We start from the raw sequence: 23817 nt of genomic DNA, 5'->3' as shown, positions 1-23817 counted from the left end.
AGATGCCTGTGCAGATTACCGGCGCACACGCCAACGTCAGCATGCTGAGCCGTTTGCTCTTGGATCGGCCGCTGTGGTACGGGCCGAATTCGTATGGCTACCAAGTGGCTGCGGTCGAAGCGAAGGGGGCCAATGCGGTGGCTCTGGTGTTCGGCAGCGTCTACGCCCCCAGGTCCGAAGCGTATCTGTCGTCCATGCTGCTGGAGCGGTTGGGCCTGCTGCCCAGCCCCACCTTGCAGGCAGAGCTGGCGAACTACCTGGCCTCGGTGGGCAAGGCCAATCTGGGCGTCGTCGCCTTGCAACTGGGCCAGATTCTGTCGGGTCTGGAGGGCGCCACGGGCGACCTGGCCATCTACGCGGCCGCCGCCGTGCGCTGGAACGACAAAGTCGCGGCGGCGCACGCGTACTCCAGCAATCCGGCCAACGTCGGCTTTGTGACATTTGACAGCTTCCCCACGGGCACGGGTGCCACATTCGAGCTGACCAGCGATGCCGACACACTGAAGGGCACGCCGTATGAGGACGTTTTCCTGGCCATGACCCCCGGCCAGCTGGGTTCGGCAGACGCCATCAATGGCAACGGCAGTAGCCCCAACGGCGACACGCTCAAGGCCACGCTGGCGGCCGGCGAGAAAGTGGCGCCCACCTTGCGCAGCATCGCGTCCGTGTTCATCACCGCCGGCGCGGGGGCGCAGTTCGGTGCGGAGAAGTCGCCCGAGATCAGGGGGTTGTGGCTCGACGCTGCCCCGGGCGGCAGCGCCACCTTCACCGAGGTGACCAGCGAGGCGCGGGCAGGCATCCAGAACTCGCTGGCCGGCACGGCGCTCACGGTGCTTTTCAAGCCCCCTGCGGACAGGACTGCGCCGGTGAATCTTGCGCTGGCCGATGCGACGGGGGCCAACGAAATCATCGTGCCCGATGTGATCGCCCTGCGCATCGCCAGCATGCCCGGCAGCGTGGCCGCCACCACGGTCAACAACGCCAGAATCACCGCGGCCGCAGCCGAGGAGATCATGCTCTACGGCGACCAGGCCCTCACCACCACCATCACCGGCGCCCAGGTGGAGGTGATCCACGCCGCCTACCTGCAGGCGCCGCTGGACCTGACCTTCACCACCACGGGCGCCACGCCGGTCGGCATCCTCGGCGGCACGGCAGCAGACCGGATCACCGTGAACGACGCCTCCGGCGGGCGCGCCGCCATTGATGCGGGCGGGGGTGGGGACACGGTCACCATCGGCGCCCACAACGCGCACAGCATCACCCTGGGCAGCGGAGCCGACGTGCTCATCATCACCGGCCTGGCCGGTCCCGGCGCGTGGGCCCTGGGCCTGGCTGACACGGCCGCACTGCGCCGCTCGGCCATCGAGGTGACCGACTTTGTGAGCGGCACCGACCAGTTGCGCCTGGCCGCCGCCACGCCCACCGCCAAGGCCGCGCCCAGCGGCGCGCAACTGGCCAGCATCGCCGCGTCTGCCTCGCTGCTGGACGCCGCCGCCCTGGCCTCCAACACAGCCGGCGCGAACAAGGCCATCGCCTTTGGCTACGGCGGCGACACCTAGTGTCCTGAGTTGGAAGTTCGTTGAAAAAAAATCTGCCGAAATCGCTGCCAAGCTAGGCGCAAAGCGCAGACATGCCGGGCGCATGGCGAGCATTTGCAACGACGCATGGCGGGGATTGTCGGTAGATTGATTCAACGAATTTCTAACTCGGGACACTAGATCCTGGTGAACGACGCCACGGCGGCGCTGGGCAGCCAGGATGGCCTGGTCCGGTTGAATGGGGTGCCGGTGGTGGGGGATGGGGATTGGTCGGTGGTGTAGAGAGCACTGCAACATGCGGACTGCATCCGTGCAGTACATCACGCTCATCCGGGCTAGCGATCGCCCAGATGGCGCTTTTGGGCATAGCATGGCCGCAGTTGAAACATTTGCAACAGGTGCCGGCATGAACACCCCTTGGCCTCCCAACATCGAACTTCATGGTTCTGTCTACATGGTGAGGCCCGTCACTTTGCGGCAGCGCGCGCCGGTGCCCCACAGCATCTTCATCTTCGACGAAGAAGGCTCCCCGGTCCTCACCGTGCGGGGGCCCTGGGCCAGCTACCCGGAAGCACTCGAGGTCGCCGACGGCCAGCTGCGGCGGCATGTGTCCCCGCCCCCTGTGGACGTGTTCGGCGGACATTGATCGGGCACTGAAAAAAGAGTGCAAACTCGCCGCATGTCCAACAGCGGTGCCAGGGAGTGGCGATGGGTTACAGGGTTTCTTGGATCAGCGTGGCAGCGAAGGCCGGTGCAGACGTTCTTGCCGAGCTGGGTTTGACCGACAGCGCACAGCCCGTGCCGCCAGGTACCGTGCCCATGGCGGGCGCACTTTTGGCCAACGGCACGTACGTCATCGTTTTCAGCGAGTTCTTTCATCCGATGATCGATCCGCTGTTGATGAAAGTCCTGTCGCTGAACTGCATCGTCGTCGGGTGCGCCGAGGACGAGAGCACCAACGCCTCGATGGCGTTTCTCTGCCGCGATGGGGCGCGGGTGTGGACGGTCTCCCATGTCTTGTCGGAGGGCGGCGACCACCTCGGTATCGAAGGCGTTGCGCCCAGGGCGCTGGCGCCCTTGCTGCAGGCAGCGCTCCAATCGCGTGCAGAGCACGGCCACGATGCCGTCTTCGGCGTCCCTGCCGCCCTCGCTGAAGAGGTGTGCGGTTTTCGGCACGGTGGGCGGCAAAACGGGCCCGCACCCGTGTTCACACGCCTCGACCGGAGATTCGCGGACATCGATGCCACGCTGGGCGAACTGGTGCACGCTGCGGCGGGTGTGCTGCAGGCCGCAGGCTACGTGCAAGAGGACGCCAGCCGCCCCGGTCTTTTCACCAAGACCACCGAGCATGAACGGATCCAGGTGTACCTGCGCCACTCGACGACGCCGGAAATAGGAGTCATGTACTTCGACGTGCGCGCCGAAGTGTGCAACCGGTATGTGGACGGACTGATGCACCAGGCGGTGCCGCAGCTGCACGCCACGCAGACGGCGGTGCTGCGCTGGTCAGGCGCATTGGATGGGGACAGTGCACTGACAACCCCCGCCGAAGTGGCCGCATGCCGATCACAACTCCAGAGCGCGTTCTCGCCATGGCTGGCCCGGCTGCACGACCTGGTGGCACTGGAGGCGCTGGTCAACGGCCACCCACCCTCTGGCAGCGCGATGGGAGAGGCCACGCAATGCCATTTCGATGGCGACACCGGCTACTCCCGGCTGATCCTGGCGTACCTTGCATCCAACCCGCGCTTCGAGGACATGGTGGTGCAAACCGACCTGGTCCTGTCGCGTGGCAAGCGCGACCCGGAAAGTGACCTGAACAAGGTCTGCAACCACTTGCGAGCGCACGCCAAGCCAGTTTCACGGGCGACCGTGCGCTGAGTCAGTCCCTGGCCCTCTCATCACACATGCCGCTTGGCCGACGCCGGCCCCGGCGGCGCCACGGGCTCGGTATCGGCCCGCTCGTGCAGCGCGTCGATCACATGGCAGTGCCCGTCGGTGCCGTCGCAGCGGCGGCGCAGGGCGATCAGGTCGCGCTCCAGCGTCTTCAGCTCCTGCAGGCGAATGCGCACGTGCGTGAGGTGCTCGTCCAGCGTGTCGCAGGCCGTGTGGTCGGCACCGGCGGCCGAGCGGTCGAGCGCCAGCAGGGTGCGCACCTCGCCCAGCGACATGTCCATGGCCCGGCACAGGCGGATGAAGCGCAGCTGGTGGATGTCGGCATCGCTGTACAGGCGGTAGCTGCTCTCGCTGCGCGGGCCGGGCGCGAGCAAGGCCTCTTTCTCGTAGTAGCGGATGTTGGCGGTGGAGACGCCCGAGCGCTGGGCGGCCTCGCCAATGCGTAACCTGGCTGCGTCTGTTGGCATGCGCTTGACCTTCAAGTGACTTCAAGGATTCCAATCATGGCATGGCGGATCGCAATCCGCCCCCGCAAAGGAAAAAAGCCATGACAGAAACCAGCCGATCCACCATATCCCAGGGCCCGCCGGAGCCAGGTAGCCCAGCGCCCGTGGCCCTGCCCATGCCCAAGGCGGGCACTGCGCGCCGCGCGCCCCAGATCAATGTCTCTTGCTGCACCCCTGGCAGCAGCTGCGCTGACGATGCGGCACCGGCCAAGGCCCCTGCCGCGCCGCACGGCCACGAAGGCCATGACCACAAGGCGCATGCCGACCACGAAGGGCATGGCGGCGAGCATGAAGGCCACGACCACGGCGCCCTGCCCGGCTGGGGCCGCATTGGCGCGGCGCTGGTGGCGGCCACCGGGGCCGAGCTGGCCCACCTGCTCGGCCCCGATACGCCCATCTGGCACGGCGCGGGCATGGCGCTGGCGGCTGCGGCCATCCTGCTGGCGGGCCTGGGGGTGTACAAGAGCGGCATGCGCTCGCTGCTGCGCGGGCAACTGGGCATCAGTGCGCTGATGGCCGTGGCGGTCACGGGCGCCTTCGCCATCGGCCAGTGGCCCGAAGCGGCGATGGTGATGGCCCTGTATGCCTTGGCCGAGCGCATCGAGGAAGGGGCCGCAGGCCGCGCGCGCAACGCCATCGGCTCGCTGCTGGCGCTGAGCCCGGAGCAGGCCGACGTGCAGCAGCCCGATGGCCAGTGGCGCAGTGTGCCTGCGGCCGAGGTGGCGCTGGGCGCCACGGTGCGCGTGCGCCCTGGCGGCCGCGTGCCGCTGGACGGCACGGTGACCACCGGGCGCGGCGCGGTGGACGAGTCCAGCGTCACCGGCGAAAGCCTGGCCGTGGACAAGGCCCCCGGCGACCGCCTGTACGCCGGCACGCTGAACGCCCAGGCCGAGCTGCTGATGCAGGTGACCTCGGCCGCCGGCAACACCACGCTGGACCGCATCATCCGCTCGGTGGAAGAAGCCCAGGCCAGCCGAGCGCCCACCCAGCGCTTCGTGGACCGCTTTGCCGCCATCTACACCCCCGCCGTGTTCGTGCTGGCCGTGGTGGTGGCCGTGGGCGCGCCACTGCTGCTGGGCTGGGGCTGGCTTGACGCCATCTACCGCGCGCTGGTGCTGCTGGTCATTGCCTGCCCCTGCGCGCTGGTGATCTCCACGCCGGTCACCGTGGTCAGCGGGCTGGCGGCTGCCGCGCGGCGCGGCATCCTGGTCAAGGGCGGGGCCTGGCTGGAGCAGGCGCGCGGCATCCGCGCCGTGGCCTTCGACAAGACCGGCACCATCACCGCCGGCCGCCCGGTGCTGGTGGGGCAGGCGCAGTTTGGCGACGATGCCGCCACCGACGTGGCGCGCGCGCTGGCGGGCCGCTCGGACCACCCGGTATCGAAGGCCATCGTGGCCGGCCTGGGTCAAACCGAGGCATCGCTGCCCGAGGTGGAAGACTTCACGGCCCTGGCCGGGCGCGGTGTGCAGGGGCGCATTGGCGGCAGCACCTGGCAGCTGGGCAACCGCCGCGCCATGCAGGAGCGCAACCTGTGGACCGACGCGGTCGAGGCCGCCGCCGCCGCGCACGAGGCCCAGGGCCGCAGCGTGACCCTGCTGGCCGACCCCGGTGCCGTGCGCGCCCTGTTCGCCGTGGCCGACACGCTGCGCCCCCAGGCCGTGCAGGCCGTGAACGACCTCAAGGCCCTGGGCATCGTGCCGGTGATGCTCACCGGCGACCACGCCGCGGCGGCCCAGGCCGCTGCGCAGGAGGCCGGCATTGCCGAGGTACAGGCCAGCCTGCTGCCCGAGCACAAGCTGGCCGCCATTGCCGCGCTGCAGCAAAAGCACGGCATGACGGCCATGGCGGGCGATGGCATCAACGACGCCCCGGCCCTGGCCAAGGCCGACATCGGCTTTGCCATGGGCGCTGCGGGCACCGACGTGGCCATGGAGACGGCCGATGTGGTGATCATGAACGACGACCTGCGCCGCGTGGCCGAGACGGTGCGCCTGTCGCGGCGCACGCACACCGTGCTGGTGCAGAACATCACGCTCGCGCTGGGCATCAAGGCGGTGTTCTTCGGCCTGGCGCTCACGGGCCAGGCCACCATGTGGATGGCGGTGTTTGCCGACATGGGCGCCAGCCTGCTGGTGGTGGCCAACGGCCTGCGCATGCTGCGGCCCGAGCAGGGCTCTACGCCCCCCGCTGCACAGGACAACCAGGCATGAGCAGCGACGCAATCACCACCACCTCCACCTCCGATGCCGCCGTGGCCGCAGCCATGGGCATCGCCGAGATGGGGCCACCCGCCAGCACGCTGACGTGCCCACCCGGCAGCGTGCGCATCCGCCTGACCACCACCCTGCCCGCCCCTGCCGATTGGGTGGCCACACAGCTGCAGACCACGGCCCTGTTCCGCTACATCACCGCCCCGCTGCTGCAATTTGCCACCGTGCAGGGCCCCTGGCCCACGCACTGGCCCCTGGGCGACACCGAGCTGCGCTTTGCCCTCTTCGGCCTCGTGCCCATGGGCCGGCAGACTGCACGCATCAGCCAGCACCTCTGCGACGGCATCCCCGGCGCCTGGCCCCTGCTGCGTGACAACGGCACCGGCCAGCTCATGCGCGTGTGGGACCACCGCATCACGGTGCACAGCTTGCCGGGGCCCCCTGGGCGCACCTGCTACACGGACGAGGTCTTCGTGCGGGCGCGTTACCTGCCGTGGGTGATGACGCCGCTGTCCGCCGTGTTTGCCTGGGTTTTCTATCGCCACCGGCAGCGCAGGTGGCTGAAACTCGCGCAGCGCCAGCCCAGCGCGCAAGGCCCCGGGGCATGCGCTTGAGCGACCACCCACCCCAAGCGCCCGCGCTGCAGCGCCAGGCGTTCGACCATCTCCTGGCCCGCTTCGGCGCCAGCGCAGGCGAGCCGCCGGCCACGCGCTGGCCCTGGCTGGAGGCGGCCCACGTGCTGGGCCAGACCCGGCTGGGCCTGCACTGGCGCTCGCACACCGCGATGCTGCGCTACGCCCTGCAGTTGCGCGACGGGAGTGAGGTGCTCGGCCAGCTGTTGCGCCTGGCGCTGGTGCCGCTGGGCCACCTGCTGCAGCGCCTGCCCCTGGGCAACATCGGGCGCGCGCATGTGCCTGCGCTCAGGCCGATGGTGCCAGGGCAAGGCATCACGGCGCGCATCCATGCGGCGCTGCTGCAAGCCGGAGGGAGCCGCGCCAGGTAGCTGCGGGCAATGCGGCAAGTTGTCCACTCCCACATCCTTCAACTTGGCAGAGGCCTCGCCGACATCTGGATGGGCTCCCTTCTTACAGGGGCGCATCGCTGGCAGGCGCATTCTCTCTATCGCCGCACGTTTCGCGGTGCCAACGACAGAAAGCGAACCATGAACAAAGACCAAGTTGCAGGCCACGCCACCGATCTGAAGGGCCAAGTCAAAGAAGCCGCAGGCAAGCTCGTGGGCAGCGAAAAGCTGCAGGGCGAAGGCCTGGCCGACCAGGCCGTGGGCAAGACCCAGGCCAAGGTGGGTGACGCCAAGGAAGCAGTGAAGAAGGCCATCGACAAGGCTTGAATGTGCGCTGCACAGAACAAGCGGCTTCGGCCGCTTTTTTTGCGCCTGGGCTACTGTATCCGCGGATACTTAGCCTGCAGGGCCTTGGGCAGCTTCCGATGCTGCGTCTGCGGGCAATGGCGCCTGGTGCTTCTCGCGCAGCACTGCATTGACTTCGGCTCCAAAGATCAGCGTGGTGGCGCTGATGTAGAGGAACACCAGGGTCGCCACCACGCCCGCGAAGCTGCCATAGACCAGGGCGAGCTTGCCGGCGCTGCGCAGCGAGTACGACAGCGTGGCGGCGGCCAGCGCCCACAGCACGGCGCCCACCACGGCGCCCGGCAGCACCGTGCCGATGCGCTGGGGAATGTCGGGCAGCCAGCCGTACAGCAGCGCGTAGAGCATCGTGAGGGTGATGCAGGCCGCACCATAGCGCACGCTGTCGTACAGCCAGACCACCTCGTTCGCCCCCTCCACACTGGATACCACGAACTGCCAGATGCGCGGCATGATGATGACGGAGCTGAAGGTCACCAGCACGCCAAAGCCCACTATCACCGTGAACAGCGTGACCTTGATGCGCGCCTTCCAGAACGGCAGGCCGCGCGTGATGCCGTATGAGCGGTTCAGGGCCGAGCGAACGGCCTGCATGCCGGACGAGCCCGTCCACAGCGTCACGATCAGGCCGACGGTCAGCAGCGCCTGGTTGCGCTGGGCCAGCACCTGGCGGATCACCGGCTGCATGGCCTCGCGCACCACCTGGGGTGCGTAGCCCATCACCCGCTCGGCCAGCGCCGCCGCGTCTCCCGGCTGGCCGAAATAGCCGGCAGCGGCGGACAGCAGGATCAACAGCGGGAACATGGCCAGCACCGACGAGAACGCGAGGCTGCCGGCCTGGTTGGCGCTCTGGTGCAGCACGTAGTTGCGCACCGCCAGGATCAGAACCCCCAGCATCGGCATGCGGATGAGCGCCCGGCCCAGACGCCGAAAGCCTTGCATGGAAATCGTCACCAAAAAGCTGGCAGGCGCATCATGGGCGAAGCTGCCCCTCGATGGAATCGTCCAGCGTCTTGCCGATGGCTGCGCCGATCACCATCTTGGTGGCCGCCACCAGGCCCCCGTGCTTGTTGTCCCAGTAGTAGCCGGATGCGGGTACGACCTGGATCACCGTGATGCGCGGATCGTCCTTGCCCTCGGTGAACCAGGTCTTCATGACCGGGTTCCACAGTTCGCCTATCAAGGCCTTGTCGCGGTGGATGGTGGCGGTGCCTTCCAGCACCAGAAAACCCGAATGCCTGGCGCCTTGCAGAAAAATCCGCACCTGGGGGTCGGCTTCGATCTCGCGGTTCTTGTGGCTGTCGGACGCGCTGAGGAACCACAGGTGGCCGGCCTCGTCCGCCTTCTCGATGCTCATGGGCCGCGTGCCCTGCGTTTCTCCATCGGGTGCATTGGTGCAGAAGAAGCAGGAGCTAGCGTCCTGCGCCATGTCCTGGATGCGTCGGGCAGCATCGCCGCCAGCGAGGTGCTTGTGCGTCTCTTCTGCCTGGTTGTTGTTGATCGAGTCCACGGGTCTCTCCGGTTGATGGATGGCACCATAGATTGGACCTGCGGCCCGCGCGAGCCCTTGTAGGAGGCGACCAACGCGCTGCGCCATCCATTGCGACGCGCGTGGCGTCAACAGGTGCTTGTGTAGGAGGACAGCGCGTCCGCCCGGCCCCTCGCTCCGGTGTGTGTCCAATCTGGTTAGAGTGAAACGAACCGCACGCCGCGTGCCCAAGGTGAGCGGCGCACCGTTTGAACGAAAGGCAAAGAAAATGAAGATGCTTCACATCGCAACCGTCTGCGTCGTCCTTGCCGGATGCCAAGCAGGCCCCCCGGTACAGCGCAGCGCCGCAGACGACCCCAGCGCCATTTGCTTTGCCGGGATGGACAAGCACAGCGCGCTGGCAGTGCTCAGGCCCCGGATTGGAAGCGCTGCCAATGCACACACGGCGACGCCAGACCTGCTGACCAGCACCGCCATCCCCACCGCCGAGGAGAAGAAGGCCATCCAGTCCTGGGTGGGCCTGCGCCGGGAGTGCGTGAACGCCGGGGCAGAGTTCCGGCTGAAGAATGCCCCGCCTGCCTACGCCGACCTGGTGGAGGAAGAGAACGCGCGCTTCACCGTGCTGCTCTCGCAGCTGTATGCGGGCCAGGCGGGCTATGGCCAGTTTCTCACCGAACGCATTGCGCTCGACAACGAGATGAAGAGCCGGCGCAACAACGCGCGCGGAGAACACGAGCGCGCCAACGCGCCCATCCGCCAGGAAGAGGCAGCCCGCAGGCGGGCAGAGCTGACCAGCGCACTGGCCGTGCTGCAACTGGCCCCTGCACCGCCAGGCAAGAACTGACCGACTGGGGTACGGGCAGGCCCCGACCGCGGTGGGCTCTCAGGATTCCGCAGTGAAGCCGATGGCCTTGACGATAGGCCCCCAGCGCTCCCCGTCGGCCTTGAGGAGCGCCGCCAGTTCGGCCGGCGTGGACGAGCGGGCTTCGAGACCCATGGCCGCCAGTCCGGCGACCACGTCCTTGTCGGCCAGTGCGGTGCGGATGGCGGCATTGGCCTTGGTCACCACGTCGGCCGGCGCCTTGCCGGGCAGGAAGAAGCCGAACCATTCGTTGTAGGCCATGTCCTTGAAGCCCTGCTCGATCAGCGTGCTGACAACCGGCATGAACTTGTTGCGCGTGGCGCCCGAGGTGGCCAACACGCGGATCTTGCCCCCTTGCAGGTGCGGCAAGAACTCACCCACAGGTGCCGATACGGCGGCGATCTGCCCGCCCAGCAGGTCCAGGATGGCCGGCTGCGAGCCGCGAAAGCCGACGTGGCGCATGTCGACCTTGCCGGCGCGGCTGATCAGCTCGCCCACGAAGTGCGGCACCGAGCCCGGTGCGGGCGAGCCGAAGTTGGCGCCCGTGGGGTTGGCCTTGCACCATTCGAGGAACTCGGGCACCGTCTTCACCGAGGCGGGTACCTGCGGCCCCACGGCAAAACCCATGTCGAACACCACGCCCAGGGAGACGGGCGTCACATCGGCGACCGGGTCGTAGGGCAGTTTCTTGTAGGTGTGCGGGTAGATGCCCAGCATGGACATGGGCGTGGCCAGCAGCGTGGCGCCGTCCGCCGGGGCGGCCTTGAGCGTGGTGATGGCGATCTGCCCGCCCGCGCCGGTCTTGTTCTCGACCACGGCCGACTTGGCGTAACCGCCCGTGATCTGGGTCGCCACGCGCCGCGCCAGGGTGTCCACCGTGCCGCCGGCAGCAAAGCCGGCGAGGATCTTCACGGTGTCGAGCGCCTGGGCCTGGGCCAGGAAGGGCATGCTGCCGGCGGCGCCGGCCAGGGCCCATTGCAGGGCGTCGCGGCGCGACAGGGATGTGGAAAAGGCCATGGTCTGTCTCCTCGTTGTTGTGAAATGCCTGCGGCACGGCGGTGGTGCCGGGCCTCGGGGTTCGTAGTTTACGGCTGCGCCTGCACCAGGTCACCGAGTTTCAGCCCCGCCCGGCGCACTGCGGCCCAGAACAGCTTGGCATACAGATCGTTGTCCGGGTCGGTCAGCCCCACGTCGCGCGACGATACCTCCAGCGCCTGGGCCGGGATGGGGGTGTTGGCACCGGCCATGGAATCGGCCAGCACCTGCACCTCGCAGGCGCGCTGCAGCACGTAGTTGAAGTAGAAGGCCTCGGGCACGCTCCGGCCCGTCACCAGCAGACCATGGTTGCGCAGGATGAGGCAGTTGCTGGCGCCCAGGCTCTGCACCAGGCGGTCCTGCTCGCCCGGGTGCACAGTGATGCCCTCGAAGGCGTGGTAGGCCACGTTGCCGCTCAGGAACGCCGAATAGAAGTTGTTGAACTTGAGGCCCTCCTCCTTGCACGACACCGCGACGCCCGCCGTGTGGTGGGTGTGCATGATGCAATGCGCGTCCTCGCGCGCCGCGTGGATCGCGCTGTGGATCACGAAGCCTGCGCGGTTCACGGGATAGTCCGCAGCCCCCACCGGATTGCCTTGCAGATCGATCTTGAGCAGGTTGTTCGCCGTCACCTCACCGTAGTGCAGCCCGAACGGGTTGATGAGGTAGTGGCCTGCATGCGAAGGCACACTCAGCGTGATGTGGTTGAAGATCTCCTCGCTCCACCCCCGGGCGTGGAAAACGCGGTAACACGCCGCCAGCTGCACGCGCAGGCGCCACTCTTCGGGCTCCATGCCTGCGGGGCGGGCAGCCGCCAGGTCTCGTTCATCGAACATCGTCATCTCCTTTTTTTGGGCCTGGAACGTTCTCAGACGCTCTCCAGCGTGATTGTCTTTCGTTCACCGGTGGCAATGCGCTTTTGCCACTCCGCCGGCCCGGTGATGTGCGCACTCGTGCCCCCCGCATCCACCGCCACCGTCACCGGCATGTCCACCACATCGAATTCGTAGATGGCTTCCATGCCCAGGTCGGCAAAGCCCACCAGCAGCATCTCGGTGAAGCCGTCCATGCCGAGTGGCGGTGGTCGGGCCGGCCGGGCCCACGTAGTAGATCACGCGCTTGGCACCCTGTCCCCTCGCGAGCGGTCCACTGCAGAGTTGCTGATGGACGGATGCACCGCCAAGGAAATGGCCGCACGATGGACCTGTCGCCAGCAACCATCGTCACCTACAAGGAGCGCATTTTCGCCAAGCTGGGCGTGGGCAGCCTGCGGGAGTTTCTGGCGGCGGGCAGGCCGCCCGAGCAAAGGCGCGCTCAGCGGCAGCTTTCATAGCAGGTGCGTGATCAGCAGCCCTGCCGCGCCGCAGGCCAGCAATGAGGCCACCACCATCAGCGCGCCATCACGCACCAACAGTGCCAGGCCAATGAGTGCGATAGCCCCCATGGGCGCCGAGGCGGCGAACGGAATCATCTCCAGCGGCGGCACCATGCAAGCCAGCGCGATGCAGGCCAATGCCGCCAGGCGAATCCCCAGGCCCGAGGTCAGCCAGCGCAGCCGGCCATGGAACCAGCGGTCCATGCGTGTGGCCATGGGGCGCGCGCCCGCCACCAGCCGCTTCATCCTGGCCGCGGCCACCCCGCGCCGCGCCACCCACCCGGGCATCCACAGGCGCTTGCGGCCGCTGAGCATCTGCGCGGCGAACAGCACCACGACGGCAGCCAGGGCCGTGGCCATACCCGGCACACCGCCCAGGGGCGATATCTCGATCAGCGCCGGCACGAGCAGAAACGGTCCGTAGCTGCGCGGGCCCATGGCGTCGACCATGTCGGCCACCGTCACACGCCCGTGGGTCTGCGCCAGGCCGTCGAATTCGTCGAGGATCTCGCCGAGGGTGTCGGGGCTGGCGGACGCAGTGGACACGGTGGCCGCAGTATCGGCAGTGACAGTTCGGGATGCAGTCATGCAACCAGCATGGACACCTGCCCCCAGGGAGACTGCCAGACAGCACCCCGTGCGCGCGTGGGATTCCGGCGGGGCGGCCATCCGACTGTGGCACCGGTCACATCAGCGATGGAAGCACCTGCACTACCAGGGCCCCCACGATGCCCTGCACCGTGACGTAGTGCCAGAACAGCACCGTGTTGTCGAGCGTGGCGCGGGCGCCTTGCTGCAGGTGCCCGGCCAGCGAGCGGGCCAGCAGGTAGGCCCCCATGATGAACAGAATGCCCACGTGCATCGCCTGCCAGCCCAGCAGCGCGGCGACGGTGGCGCTCCAGGCATCGGCGCGTGGGCTCAGGCCCGCCTGCACATGGCCCATGAATTCGAGCGCCATGGCCCCGCAGGCGCAGGCCGTCGCCAGCACCGTGGCCACGCGCAGCCAGAACTGCGCGGACGAAGCCAGGGCGAAGGCCCGCTGGGCCGCCCACAGCAGCCCCGAGCCCAGCAGCCACAGCGCCACCGACGACGCCGGCCATGCCACCTGCGGCAAGGCCGCGCCCGGTGGCGGGCAGACATCGGCCGCCATGGAGACATGCAGGTGTGCAAAGGTGGCCGATGCGAACACGCTGGCATCGACGCACAGCAGCACCACCACCGCCCACCACGAGTGCGAGTGCCGGCCCACCAGGCGCGTGGGCAGGAAGACGCCGGCCGCTACCTCGGCCGTGGCCGCAGGCACCGCCCGGTCGGACTGCCAGAGCCAGACCACCATGGCCACCAGCGCGATCACCCCGCACAGCACGGCCGGCACCACCATCGAGACCGTGAGCAGCAGGAAGAACCCGGCCGTGCCCGCCGCCGCGATGAAGGGCGACCAGCCGTCGCCCGGCAGCAGCAGCAGTTGGCGCGGCGTGGCGTGCACAGCGCTGGTGACCAGCGACTCGCGCCCGCCGAAGACGGTGCGCGGCAGCCAGTAGGCGCCCTGCTCCGCCGCTTTGCGCAGGCCCGGGTGCTGCCACAGCGGCTCGCGCGAGCTGACGGGCGGGATGCTGCGCAGCCCGTACTCGCCGCCCGAGGCCCATTCCAGCGTGGGGGCGTTCCAGGGGTTGGCGGGTGGCCCTTTACCGCGCAGGAAGGCGCGTACCAGGTCGCCAAAGCACAGCACCACGCCAAGCGCGAAGACAAAGGCCCCGGCGCTGGACAGCAGGTTGGGCCACTCCCAGCCCAGGCCCGCGTCGTAGGTGTAGACCCGGCGCGGCATGCCCATGAGCCCGGCGATGTGCATGGGAAAGAAGGCCAGGTTGAAGCCCCCGAACATGAGACCGAACACCCAGCGCCCCAGGCGCTCGGACATGCGGTGTCCATTGATCAGCGGCAGCCAGTAGTACAGCCCCGCGAACACCGGGAACACCATGCCCCCGATCAGCACATAGTGCAGGTGGGCCACGATGAAGTAGGTGTCGTGTACCTGCCAGTCGAACGGCAGCACCGCCACCATGATGCCCGTGAGCCCGCCCAGCACGAAGATGGCATGGAAGCCCACGAGGAACAGCGTGGGCGCATTGGCCTCAACGCGCCCGCGCCAGAAGGTGGCGATCCACGCGAACACCTGCACCGCGCTGGGAACGGCCACGGCGAAGCTGGCGGCCGACACCAGGTGCATGGTGAACGAGCCCAGCCCGGCGGTGAACATGTGGTGCACCCACAGCGCGAAGCTGAGGATGCCCACGCCCAACAGCGCCGCCACCACCCAGCGGTAGCCCACGATGGGCGTGCGTGCCAGCGCGGGCACCATCATCGACACCATGCCCGCGGCGGGCAGGAAGATGATGTACACCTCGGGGTGGCCGAAGAACCAAAACAGGTGCTGCCACAGCACCGGGTCGCCCCCGCGCGCGGGGATGAAGAAAGGCCAGTCGAACGCGCGCTCCATCTCCAGCAGCAGCGTGCCGGCGATGATGGCCGGAAACGCGAACACGATCATCAGCGCCGTGACCAGCATGGCCCAGGCATAGATGGGCATGCGCGCGAGCGTCATGCCCGGCGCGCGCGTGAAGAGGATGCCGATGATGATCTCGATGGCCCCGGCAATCGCCGAGATCTCGATGAAGCCGATGCCCAGCAGCCACCAGTCGGCCCCCACCCCGGGCGAATGCTCCTTGCCCGTGAGCGGCGGGTACATGAACCAGCCGCCGTCGGGCGATGCCCCGAAGAAGATGGTGCCGTAGAACACGATGCCCCCGATGGCGTAGGCCCAGAAGCCATAGGCCGACAGGCGCGGGAACGGCATGTCGCGCGTGCCCAGCATGCCGGGCAGCAGGTACACGGCCATGGCTTCGACCACGGGCACGGCGAAGAGGAACATCATCACCGTGCCGTGCATGGTGAAGATCTGGTTGTAGGTGGCGGCCGATACCAGGTCGGCCTGGGGCACGGCCAGTTGGGCGCGCATGATCAGTCCCAGCAAGCCGGCCAGGACGAAGAAGAGCAGTGCTGTGCCGATGTAGAAGAGGCCGACCTGGGTGTTGTTGACGGCGGAGAGGAGGCGCCAGCCGGACGGGGGTTGCCAGGCGCGTTCGAGGGCTTCTCGCTCGCCGGCTGGGCGGGGCAAGGGGTTGAGGGCGGGTGGGGCCTTGTCTGTGGGGTCTTGTGTCATGGCGGGCCCCGGCGGCTTGTTGTTTGTGGTGGCTGTGTGCTCTTGCTGAGGGCGGGAGCCGGGATGTGCGCCCGGCGGCGCAGTAACTTTCTCTTGCGTCGCCAAGAGAAAGTCACCAAAGAGAAGGCGACCCCCAGTCTGCGTCCCCCATCGCCCTGTCGGGCGAGGGGGGCAACCTGCGATGCTCGGTCCTGGGGTGGCGTCGCGGAACTCGCTGCGTTCTTCGAACTCCGCTCAAACATCCGCGACGAGCTAGAGCACGAAGTGCGTGTGTCCTGCGGCACACGCACCCACCCCAGGCCCTGCGCTTCTCGGCGCAGCCAGCAGGGGTGGGGAGCTGGTACCTGACGGCTGCTGCTGCGCAGCTGCGCCTGGGGTCGGGGACGCGCGCGGTGCGCGCTGCCGACGGGCGGCGCAGCCGCCCTGGCGAGCCGAGCGCAGCGAAGGACCACGGGCCGAGCGAAGCAATGGCCCGAGTGGAGCCCGCTCCCACCCCCTTCTGACCGTGCCGAGAAGCGCAGGGCCTGGGGTGAGCACGTGCCGAAGGACACGCGCATCGTTGTCTGGCTCGCCGAAGCTGTCTGACCGGAGCTGCCTCGCAGAGGCAGCGCAGGGAGTTCTTCGGCGTCACCCCAGGACCGAGCATCGCAGGCTGCCCCACTCGCCCACCGGGCGAGTGGGGACACGGGCAGCGGGGTCGCCTTTCTTTGGGGTACCTTTCTTTGGCGACGCAAAGAAAGGTACCTCGGCCGCCGGGCCGAGACCCGGCTTCCGCCCTCAAAACAAGGACAGGCGCCACCACGAACAGACGAACGCCAGCACCTCATTTCAACGCCCCCAACCACTGCACCAACGCATCCATCTCCCCTTGCGACAACCGCGCAAAAGAAGGCATCCGCGCCCCCGGCTTGACCTCATGCACCCGCGCCAGCCACTGCTTCATCTCCAAAGGCCCATTCTTCAAGGTCCCCGAAGCAATGAACAACCGGCTCCCCACATGCGTCAGATCCGGCCCCAACTTCGAGCCTTCGGCCACCCCCCGCACCATATGGCACACAGCACATTTCTGTCCCTCAAAAACCGCCCTGCCCGCCTGCAGCGACACAGCAGACGACGAAGAAACCACCGCAGGCCTGGCCTGCCCAGCCAACCAGGCATCGAACTCCCCAGCCTCCATCGCCACCGCATGCAGCGCCATCCGCGCATGCGCCTCGCCACAAAATTCAGCACACTGCCCCCGGTACACCCCCGCCCGCGACGCCTGCAGCAACAAATGGTTCACCCGCCCCGGCACCATGTCCATCTTGCCCCCCAGCTCCGGGATCCACAGGCTGTGGATCACTTCCGCGCTCGACAGGCCCAGGTACACCGGCCGCCCCACGGGCATGCGCAGCTCGTTGGCAGTGGCGATGGTGGCGCCGCTCACCGGGTCGCGGTAGCGGATCTCCCACCACCACATGCGGCCCGTGACGGAGACCACCAGCGCATCGGCCGGCGGCACGGCCTTCCAGGGCGGGGCGCGGTGCAGGCTGTAGAAGAACAAGGCGGTCAGCACCACCAGCGGCAACACCAGCCCGCCACCGGCCAGCCACCACAACGACCGTACTTCGCCCCCGCGCCGTTTGCGAAACAGCGCCCAGGCCAGCAGCGCCATGGTGCCCACGAAGAGCAGCGTGGCACCGGTGATAAGCACCCAGCTGACCTCGGCAATGGCCTGCGCGGCCGGGCCGGCGGGCGACAGCACAGGGACCAGGGTGGACGCCAAGCTCATGCCATGCCTCAACGCTGCTCGCTCAACCAGGCCGCCATGTCGCGCGCATCCCGCTCGGGCACGCCCATGTCGGGCATGGTGGTCGATGGCACCAGGGCCGATGGCTGCGCGATCCAGCGCGCCAGCAAATCGGGGCGGTTGGGCACGCGGCCGGCGATGTAGCTGCGCAGGCCATAGGCCGCAAGCGGCGGGCCCTCGGTGCCGCGTGCGCTGGCGATGCCCGGGATGGCATGGCAGGCGCCGCACTGGTACTGGGCGATCAGCAGGGCACCGCGCTGCGCATCGCCCAGGGTACGGCCGGTGGGAGGTGAATCACCGCCCCAGGACGCCACGGGCCATGCCAATGCACCAGCCAACTCAAGCGCCAGAATCTGTAGCAACCGCCTCATGCGCATCCCCGCGTCCTACAGCCCTGCGCATGGCACAACCACATAATGATCCGATGCCCCACCGACGACGGACCGTCTACGCCACCCTCTTCGCCACGCTGCTCGGCGTGGCGGTGCTGGCAGCCGCAGCCGGCCTCGCCACGGTCTACCTGGGCCTGTACAACGTGGCCGCGAGCGAGCAGCACTTCAAGCCCGTTTACCAGTTGCTGGAGACTGCCATGCACCAGTCGGTGAAGCTGCGCGCGCGCAGCAGCGTGGACGAACCGCCGCCCTTCAATGAAACCATGGTGCTGCGCGGCGCGGGCTGCTACCGCGACCAGTGCCTGCAATGCCACGGCGGCCCCGGCGTGGCGCAGGGCGACATCGGCAAGAGCATGCAGCCCGTGCCCGGCCCGCTGGTGGATGCGGCCCGGCGCTGGAGCGCCAGGGAGATGTACTGGCTGACCCGCCACGGCATCCGCATGAGCGGCATGCCCGCCTGGGAGCACCGGCTGGACGACGAGGAGCTGTGGTCCACCGTGGCCTTTCTGCAGCGCCTGCCCGACCTGGACGTGGCGGCGTTCCAAGCCATCACGCTGGAGCAGGTGGACGCCGCACGCAGCGCAGGCAGCATCGCCACGTGCGGCGCGGCGCGCATGGCCGCTGCGCCGCCCGCCACGGGCAATGCCGTGCTGGGCCGCCAGGCCCTGTCCCAGCATGCCTGCAACGCCTGCCACATGATTCCCGGCGTGACAGGGCCCGAGACGCATGTGGGCCCCTCGCTTGCAGGCTTTGCTTTGCGCAGCAACATCGCCGGCGTACTGCCGCACACCGCCGACAACCTGGAGCGCTGGCTGCGCGAGCCTCAGGCCGTGAAGCCCGGCACGGCCATGCCGGCCATGGGCCTGAGCCCTGCCGACGCGCGGCACATCGCCGCCTACCTGGCCGGGCTCAAATAGGTGCCGCAAACCCTCCCGCCGCGCCAGCGGGCAAGGCAGTCGGGTGCTGGCAGAGGACGGAAGGCGCATGCACCCCACTGTCCGTGCCCGCCCCACGCCACCCTGTCAGCCGCGCACTGACGGCCTTGTAGGAGAAGACCCGGTGCGCCGGGTCATTCAGGCCACCGCAGTGCTGTAGACCACGCCATCACGCCCCGGATCGGCGCCGCCATGCAACGCACCGTCGGCCCCGATCTGCACGCCGTGCACCCAGCCGATGGTGTAGTTGTACGGGTTGCGCAGCACCTCGTAGCCCTGGGCCTGCAGCTCGCGCGCCACGTAGCGCGGGATGCGGTTGCACACGTCGATGGAATTGCTGGTGGACGAGAAGCGCGGGGCCGACACGGCCTCCTGCATGCCCATATCATGGTCGATGAGGTTGAGCAGCACCTGCAGCACGCCCATGGCGATCTGCGTGCCGCCGGGGGCGCCGAGCACGATCTCGGGCTTGCCGTCCTTGAAGACGATGCTCGGGCACGATGAGGTGAAGCGGCTCTTGCCCGGCTGGATGCTGCCGGCCCGGCCAGGCCGCGGGTCGAACACGCCCATGCAGCCGTTGTAGAAGAAGCCCATGCCCGGCGTGATCACGCCCGAGGGCATGGCCAGCGAATGCGTCATCGAGACGCAGCCGCCCTCGCCGTCAACCACGCTGACCTGGGTGGTGTCCTTGGGCACGGGCGCGCCCAGGTTCACGCGCTCCACGCTGTGGCGCTTGCCGGCGCGGATGTCGGCGGCCACGCGGGCTGCATTCTCCTTCGACAGCAATTGCTCCAGCGGCACCTCGACGAAGGCCGGGTCACCGATGTGGCGGTCCTTGTCGGTGGTGGCCCTCTTCATCACCTCGCTCAGGATGCGCAGGTACTCGGGGCTGTTGTGTTCGGTATCCCCCAGGGCAAACTCTTCGAGGATGGTCAGCATCTGCAGCAGCATGGCGCCGCCGCCCGGTGGCTGGTTGGTAGTCACCACGCGGTCGCGGTAGCGGCCCACCAGCGGTGCAGTGCGGCGCACTTCGTAGCGCTTCAGGTCGTCCATGCTCAGCAGGCCGCCCAGCGTCTGCACATGCTCCACCATGCGCCGGGCCAACTCGCCTTCGTAGAACGGGGCGACACCCTCCTCGGCCACCTGGGCCAGCACCTGGGCGAAGTTCTCATTCACGATGGGCGTGCCGATGGGCTTGGCGCTGCCGTCGGGGCGGCAGTACAGGGCCCGGCCTTCGTCGCTGTAGTGCAGGCGGTCCATGTTGCTGGCGCGGCCGGCCAGGGTCTGGTCGATCCAGAAGGAGTGCATGCCGGGGCGCACGAAGTAGCCATCGCGCGCCCAGGCGATGGCGGGTGCCACCACCTCCTTCCACGGCAGGCGGCCGTGCGCGCTGTGCATGGCCGCAAGGCCCTTGAGCGTTGCCGGCGTGCCGATGGACTGCGCGCCGATGTCGTTGACACGGCCCTTGAGGATGAAGCCGAAGCCGTCCTTGGTTTCGCCTTCGAGCAGATCCGCCCACATGTCCTCGCGCGCGGCCAGCGGCGCGGGCGCATGGAAGTCGAAGTACTCATGCGCCTCCGTACCCGTTTTGCCCGGCAAGTACACCGCCGCCGTGCCGAAACCGGCGATGCCGCACATCAGCGGGTCCACCACGGTCTGCGAGAGCGCGATGGCCACGGCAGCGTCCACCGCGTTACCACCCGCGCGCAGGATCTCGATGCCGGACTCCGCCGCCTCGGGCTGCGGGCAGGACACCATTGCTTGTTTTTTCATGGAGAGACTCGGGAAAGAATGAGGGAGACGAAAGCGGCTGCGCGGCGGCCACCACGCAGGGCGACCGCCGCGAAGGCCAGCCGGATTTACTTGGGATTCAGATTGAGCGCTTCGAGCGTCGGGCCCCAGGCCTTGGTGTCGCGGCGCGTCACCTCCATCAGTTGGCTGGCAGGGCCGGCCATGGAGATGGCGTTCATGCCCTTGAGCTTGGCCTGCACCTCGGCGCTGGCGTGAAAGGCGCGCGTGCCCTCGTGCAGCTTGGCGATGATGGCGGCGGGCGTGCCGGCCTTGGCGACGATGCCGCTCCAGCCCATGGTGTCGAAGTCCTTCACGCCCAGCTCGTTGGCGGCCGGCACGTCGGGCAGCTCGGGCAGGCGCGAGGGGGCCAGCACCACGAGGGGCACGATCTTGCCGTTCTTGATGTGCGGCAGCGCTGAGCCGCCCACCGGCGCCATCACCTGCGTCTGCCCGCCGATGGTGGCCATCAGTCCATCGGGCTCGCCCTTGAAGGGCACATGGGTCATGCTGATGCCCAGCTTCTTTTGCAGCAGCTCCACCGCCAGCTGGGTCGAATTGCCCAGGCCCGAGGACGAGAAATTGAGCTTGTCAGGGTTGGCCTTGGCGTACTTCACCAGATCGTCGAGCGACTTGAAGCCCGTGGCCGGGTTGGCCACCAGGATGAAGGGTACGGTGCTGAGCATGCCCACGCCGACGAAGTCCTTTTCTGGATCGTAGGGCAGCGGCTTGTAGACGAACTTGTTGAGCACCATCTGCGAGACGCCGCCGAACATCAGCGTGTAGCCATCGGCCGGCTGGCCCAGCACCTGCTGCGCAGCAATGATGCCGCCCGCGCCGGGCTTGTTCTCCACCGTGATGGTGGCATTGATGGCCTTGCCCGCATGCTCGGCCCACAGGCGCGCCACGGTGTCAGAGCTGCCACCCGCCTGCTGCGAGACGACCAGGCGGATCGGGCGGCTGGGGTAGTTGGCTGCGTCCTGCGCCTGGGCGGCAGGCAGAGCGGCCAGCGACAGGGCGAGCGCCACGGCCTTGGCGGCAGCAGCAAAGCAGAAAGGTTTCTTCATATCGGCAGATCTCCGGGAGGTGGGCGGCTTGAAGCTGGCAGCAGCATGAAAGAAAGCGCTGCAGGCATGCCGGCAATTATTCGGCGCGGGCGCCCCGTGGACCAGTGAATTCGCGCGATGGATCCATTAGTATTCACTCATGACGACGTACGACCAAGTGGCATGGGCCCGCCGGCTCAAGGTGAAGCATCTGGAATCCTTCATGGTGCTGGACGAGGCCGGCACCCTGACCGAGGCCGCCGCCCGCATGCACATGACGCAGTCGGCCATGTCGCACTGGCTGGCCGACCTGGAGGAACTGGTGGGCACGCAACTGGTCACGCGCGGGCGGCGCATCCAGCTCACGCCTGCCGGCATCATCATGAAGCGCCTGGCCATCAGCGTGCTGGGCGACATCTCGCGCACCCAGGCCGAGCTGGGCGCCCTGGCCGAGGGGCGCACCGCGCGCCTGCACATCGGCAGCGTATGGGCCGGCGTGGCGCGCGGCATACCGCAGGCGCTGGTGGAGTTCCAGGCCCTGTACCCCTACATCTCGGTCACCGTGTCCGAAAGCCCGCTGACCCAGTTGCTTGAAGGCATCGACAACAAGCAGCTCGACGTAGCGGTGTGCTCGCTCGATTCACGCGCCTACAAGGATGGGCTGGAACACCGCGAGCTGTTCGACGACAACGTCTGCCTGGTCGTGGGCCGCGCCAGCCGCCATTGGGACGCCAAGGCCCCCATCCGCCTGATCGACCTGGTCCACGATAACTGGATCATGCCGCCCAAGGGCACGCTCACCCGCTCGCAGCTCGATGCCGCCCTGCTCGACGCCGGCGCCACCTGGCTGCTGCCCAAGGTGGAAACCGCCGCCATCACCACCCTGCAGGCCCTGGTGCACCAGGGCGACTACATCGGCGTGTGCTCCGAGGCCATGGCCCAGTACCAGGTGGCCCTGGGCAACATGCGCATCCTGCCGCTGGACCGCACGATCCGCTTCGGGCCGGTGGGGGTGGTCTGGGCGAAGGAGAACACGGCGGAGGCGGTGAGGTTGTTTGTGGCGCATATTGCGCGGGTGGTGGGGAAAGCGGGCTGAGTAGCCACGGCTTATAGACGAGCGGGAAGGCCGACGTCAGCCGTCTACAGCGTTCGACCCATTGGTCCTCGGGCAGCCGAGAGCGGCCAACAAGGCCTTGAGCAGATCGACAGGGTGCTGCTCGGCGGTTACGGCCCCGAAGCGCTCAATGACGGCCGCAGGACTGGCGGCGTCGATGCTCCACGTCGGCGAGTCCATCTCGCTGCGCCTGGCAAACAGCTGTGACCGGCCACGTTGCGGTAGCGCACGGCTGCCTGGCGGGCGGCATGTCCTCTTTCTCTTAAAATCGCCCCTGCATCAGGCAAGACGGCCGCGCCAGGCCCACCGACCCTTGCTGAGATGGAAGCCAGCTCGTGGCGCCGGGCTGGCTTCGCTGTTCTTGGCCGCCTCTCACTCCAGCAGACGCTGACCATGATGGACCGCCCGGCAACACCCGTCGCAAGCCTGCATTGCCCCGCCTCCAAACGACTCCATCGGTTTGACCCACGACAAGCCGGGCACGCCGCTTGCGTGGTCCAATCCATGCCCCGCCCAGAGACTCCCTCGCCATGACCAACCCCGTCCCCTCGGCGCCTCCTGCGGCGCCCTCCCCGGCCCCGACCACCGCCGCCCCACCCGCCCCCCACACCCCCACCGAAGACGCCGTCGCCATCTTCACCGGCGTGCTGCTGATCTCGGTGGGCGTGGCCTTCTTCACCAGTGCCGGGCTGCTCACGGGCGGCACGGCGGGGCTGGCGTTTCTGGCGCACTACGCTACGGGCATCGGCTTTGGCAAGCTGTTCTTTGTGATCAACCTGCCGTTCTACTGGCTGGCGTTGCGCAAGCTGGGGCGGGCGTTCACGGTGAAGACCTTCATCGCGGTGCTGCTGCTGTCGGCACTGACCGAGCTGCAGTCGCAGCTGCTGCAGTTCGCGCAGCTGCAGCCGCTGTATGCCGCGATTGCGGGCGGCACCATCACGGGCACGGGGTTTTTGGTGCTCTTCAGGCACCGCTGCAGCCTGGGCGGCGTGGGGATTGCCGCGCTGTACCTGCAGGACCGCTATGGCTGGCGCGCGGGCAAGGTCCAGATGGCGGTGGATTGCTGCATTGTGATGCTGGCGCTGTTCACGGTGGAACCGCTGCGCGTGCTGTGGTCGATTGCGGGGGCGGTGGCGCTGAACCTGGTGCTGGCCATGAACCACCGGCCGGGGCGGTACATGGGGACGTGAGCACCTTCACGCCGACACGAGCTCGAAACCTGCGCATGCAGGCAT

General features: G+C 68.1%; 23 protein-coding genes and 1 pseudogene. 12 read left to right on the top strand and 12 right to left on the bottom strand.

Annotated elements, in window-relative coordinates; all coding sequences use genetic code 11:
* The first annotated feature begins 2 nt into the window (after nt 1-2).
* From ACSQ3Y_RS17415 to ACSQ3Y_RS17405, 3 genes are all read left to right on the top strand, one after another.
* On the top strand, nt 3-1562 hold the full coding sequence (locus ACSQ3Y_RS17415; protein WP_436178241.1) for a hypothetical protein: 1560 nt from the start codon (nt 3-5) through the stop codon (nt 1560-1562).
* 289 nt (nt 1563-1851) lie between these two features.
* Nucleotides 1852-2187 (top strand): hypothetical protein, encoded by a 336-nt coding sequence (locus tag ACSQ3Y_RS17410; protein ID WP_436178240.1) that lies wholly within the window; start codon nt 1852-1854, stop codon nt 2185-2187.
* An 89-nt stretch (nt 2188-2276) separates the two neighbouring features.
* The gene (locus ACSQ3Y_RS17405) at nt 2277-3422 is read left to right on the top strand and encodes a hypothetical protein (protein WP_436178239.1); all 1146 of its coding nucleotides are present in this window, start codon (nt 2277-2279) and stop codon (nt 3420-3422) included.
* Between the two features lie 20 nt (nt 3423-3442).
* On the opposite strand, the gene ACSQ3Y_RS17400 is transcribed toward ACSQ3Y_RS17405, so the two are convergent.
* Nucleotides 3443-3904 carry a MerR family transcriptional regulator gene (locus ACSQ3Y_RS17400; protein ID WP_436178238.1) on the bottom strand — a complete coding sequence of 154 codons (462 nt, stop codon included), beginning with the start codon at nt 3902-3904 and terminating at the stop codon, nt 3443-3445.
* A gap of 80 nt (nt 3905-3984) precedes the next feature.
* Between ACSQ3Y_RS17400 and ACSQ3Y_RS17395 the strand changes: the two genes are divergently transcribed.
* From ACSQ3Y_RS17395 to ACSQ3Y_RS17380, 4 genes are all read left to right on the top strand, one after another.
* Nucleotides 3985-6153, top strand: a complete 2169-nt coding sequence (locus tag ACSQ3Y_RS17395; RefSeq protein WP_436178237.1) for a heavy metal translocating P-type ATPase — start codon at nt 3985-3987, stop codon at nt 6151-6153.
* Nucleotides 6150-6767: a hypothetical protein gene (locus ACSQ3Y_RS17390; RefSeq protein WP_436178236.1), complete on the top strand. Its 618-nt coding sequence runs from the start codon at nt 6150-6152 to the stop codon at nt 6765-6767. The genes ACSQ3Y_RS17395 and ACSQ3Y_RS17390 overlap by 4 nt, the downstream gene beginning before the upstream one ends.
* Nucleotides 6758-7156, top strand: coding sequence for a DUF3703 domain-containing protein (locus tag ACSQ3Y_RS17385; RefSeq protein ID WP_436178235.1), 399 nt, complete (start codon nt 6758-6760; stop codon nt 7154-7156). Before ACSQ3Y_RS17390 ends, ACSQ3Y_RS17385 begins: the two co-directional genes overlap by 10 nt.
* Before the next feature lie 159 nt (nt 7157-7315).
* On the top strand, nt 7316-7501 hold the full coding sequence (locus tag ACSQ3Y_RS17380) for a CsbD family protein (protein ID WP_057202964.1): 186 nt from the start codon (nt 7316-7318) through the stop codon (nt 7499-7501).
* Nucleotides 7502-7570: 69 nt separating this feature from the next.
* Here ACSQ3Y_RS17380 and ACSQ3Y_RS17375 read toward each other — a convergent pair whose 3' ends face one another.
* Complete coding sequence (locus ACSQ3Y_RS17375; RefSeq protein WP_436178234.1) at nt 7571-8479, bottom strand: YihY/virulence factor BrkB family protein; 909 nt, start codon at nt 8477-8479, stop codon at nt 7571-7573.
* A 31-nt stretch (nt 8480-8510) separates the two neighbouring features.
* Complete coding sequence (locus tag ACSQ3Y_RS17370) at nt 8511-9047, bottom strand: pyridoxamine 5'-phosphate oxidase family protein (protein ID WP_436178233.1); 537 nt, start codon at nt 9045-9047, stop codon at nt 8511-8513.
* A gap of 358 nt (nt 9048-9405) precedes the next feature.
* On the opposite strand from ACSQ3Y_RS17370, the gene ACSQ3Y_RS17365 reads away from it, so the two are divergent.
* Nucleotides 9406-9870, top strand: a complete 465-nt coding sequence (locus tag ACSQ3Y_RS17365; protein ID WP_436178232.1) for a hypothetical protein — start codon at nt 9406-9408, stop codon at nt 9868-9870.
* A gap of 39 nt (nt 9871-9909) precedes the next feature.
* Here ACSQ3Y_RS17365 and ACSQ3Y_RS17360 read toward each other — a convergent pair whose 3' ends face one another.
* From ACSQ3Y_RS17360 to ACSQ3Y_RS17350, 3 genes and pseudogenes are all read right to left on the bottom strand, one after another.
* Entirely contained in the window at nt 9910-10905 is a 996-nt protein-coding gene (locus tag ACSQ3Y_RS17360; protein ID WP_436178231.1) for a Bug family tripartite tricarboxylate transporter substrate binding protein, read from the bottom strand.
* 68 nt (nt 10906-10973) lie between these two features.
* Nucleotides 10974-11765 carry a class II aldolase/adducin family protein gene (locus ACSQ3Y_RS17355; RefSeq protein ID WP_436178230.1) on the bottom strand — a complete coding sequence of 264 codons (792 nt, stop codon included), beginning with the start codon at nt 11763-11765 and terminating at the stop codon, nt 10974-10976.
* A gap of 26 nt (nt 11766-11791) precedes the next feature.
* Nucleotides 11792-12116, bottom strand: a pseudogene (locus tag ACSQ3Y_RS17350) (fumarate hydratase C-terminal domain-containing protein); the annotation flags it as partial.
* 5 nt (nt 12117-12121) lie between these two features.
* Between ACSQ3Y_RS17350 and ACSQ3Y_RS17345 the strand changes: the two are divergent.
* The gene (locus ACSQ3Y_RS17345; RefSeq protein WP_436180203.1) at nt 12122-12256 is read left to right on the top strand and encodes a hypothetical protein; all 135 of its coding nucleotides are present in this window, start codon (nt 12122-12124) and stop codon (nt 12254-12256) included.
* Here the strand turns inward: ACSQ3Y_RS17345 and ACSQ3Y_RS17340 are convergent.
* The 4 genes from ACSQ3Y_RS17340 to ACSQ3Y_RS17325 form a co-directional block, all read right to left on the bottom strand.
* Nucleotides 12251-12886 (bottom strand): exopolysaccharide biosynthesis protein, encoded by a 636-nt coding sequence (locus ACSQ3Y_RS17340; protein WP_057269380.1) that lies wholly within the window; start codon nt 12884-12886, stop codon nt 12251-12253. The two genes, ACSQ3Y_RS17345 and ACSQ3Y_RS17340, sit on opposite strands and share 6 nt — an antisense overlap.
* Nucleotides 12887-12983: 97 nt before the next feature.
* Nucleotides 12984-15518 (bottom strand): cbb3-type cytochrome c oxidase subunit I, encoded by a 2535-nt coding sequence (locus ACSQ3Y_RS17335; RefSeq protein ID WP_436178229.1) that lies wholly within the window; start codon nt 15516-15518, stop codon nt 12984-12986.
* An 823-nt stretch (nt 15519-16341) separates the two neighbouring features.
* Entirely contained in the window at nt 16342-17289 is a 948-nt protein-coding gene (gene coxB, locus ACSQ3Y_RS17330; protein ID WP_436178228.1) for a cytochrome c oxidase subunit II, read from the bottom strand.
* 8 nt (nt 17290-17297) lie between these two features.
* Nucleotides 17298-17678, bottom strand: coding sequence for a c-type cytochrome (locus ACSQ3Y_RS17325; RefSeq protein ID WP_436178227.1), 381 nt, complete (start codon nt 17676-17678; stop codon nt 17298-17300).
* A 53-nt stretch (nt 17679-17731) separates the two neighbouring features.
* On the opposite strand from ACSQ3Y_RS17325, the gene ACSQ3Y_RS17320 reads away from it, so the two are divergent.
* The gene (locus tag ACSQ3Y_RS17320) at nt 17732-18616 is read left to right on the top strand and encodes a c-type cytochrome (RefSeq protein WP_436178226.1); all 885 of its coding nucleotides are present in this window, start codon (nt 17732-17734) and stop codon (nt 18614-18616) included.
* 156 nt (nt 18617-18772) lie between these two features.
* Here the strand turns inward: ACSQ3Y_RS17320 and ggt are convergent, their stop codons facing one another.
* Nucleotides 18773-20407, bottom strand: a complete 1635-nt coding sequence (gene ggt, locus ACSQ3Y_RS17315) for a gamma-glutamyltransferase (protein ID WP_436178225.1) — start codon at nt 20405-20407, stop codon at nt 18773-18775.
* 86 nt (nt 20408-20493) lie between these two features.
* Nucleotides 20494-21489 (bottom strand): Bug family tripartite tricarboxylate transporter substrate binding protein, encoded by a 996-nt coding sequence (locus ACSQ3Y_RS17310; RefSeq protein WP_436178224.1) that lies wholly within the window; start codon nt 21487-21489, stop codon nt 20494-20496.
* Between the two features lie 139 nt (nt 21490-21628).
* Here ACSQ3Y_RS17310 and ACSQ3Y_RS17305 point away from each other — a divergent pair, with 139 nt between their 5' ends.
* Nucleotides 21629-22564 (top strand): LysR family transcriptional regulator, encoded by a 936-nt coding sequence (locus ACSQ3Y_RS17305; RefSeq protein WP_436178223.1) that lies wholly within the window; start codon nt 21629-21631, stop codon nt 22562-22564.
* A 548-nt stretch (nt 22565-23112) separates the two neighbouring features.
* Nucleotides 23113-23772 carry a YitT family protein gene (locus tag ACSQ3Y_RS17300; protein WP_436178222.1) on the top strand — a complete coding sequence of 220 codons (660 nt, stop codon included), beginning with the start codon at nt 23113-23115 and terminating at the stop codon, nt 23770-23772.
* Nucleotides 23773-23817: the final 45 nt, after the last annotated feature.

The sequence above is a fragment of the Acidovorax sp. LjRoot66 genome, assembly GCF_964253305.1.
In the GTDB taxonomy this organism is placed as follows: Bacteria; Pseudomonadota; Gammaproteobacteria; order Burkholderiales; family Burkholderiaceae_C; genus Acidovorax.
The sequence above is the reverse complement of the archived record's forward strand: the minus strand, read 5'-3'. Positions and strand labels throughout refer to the sequence as shown.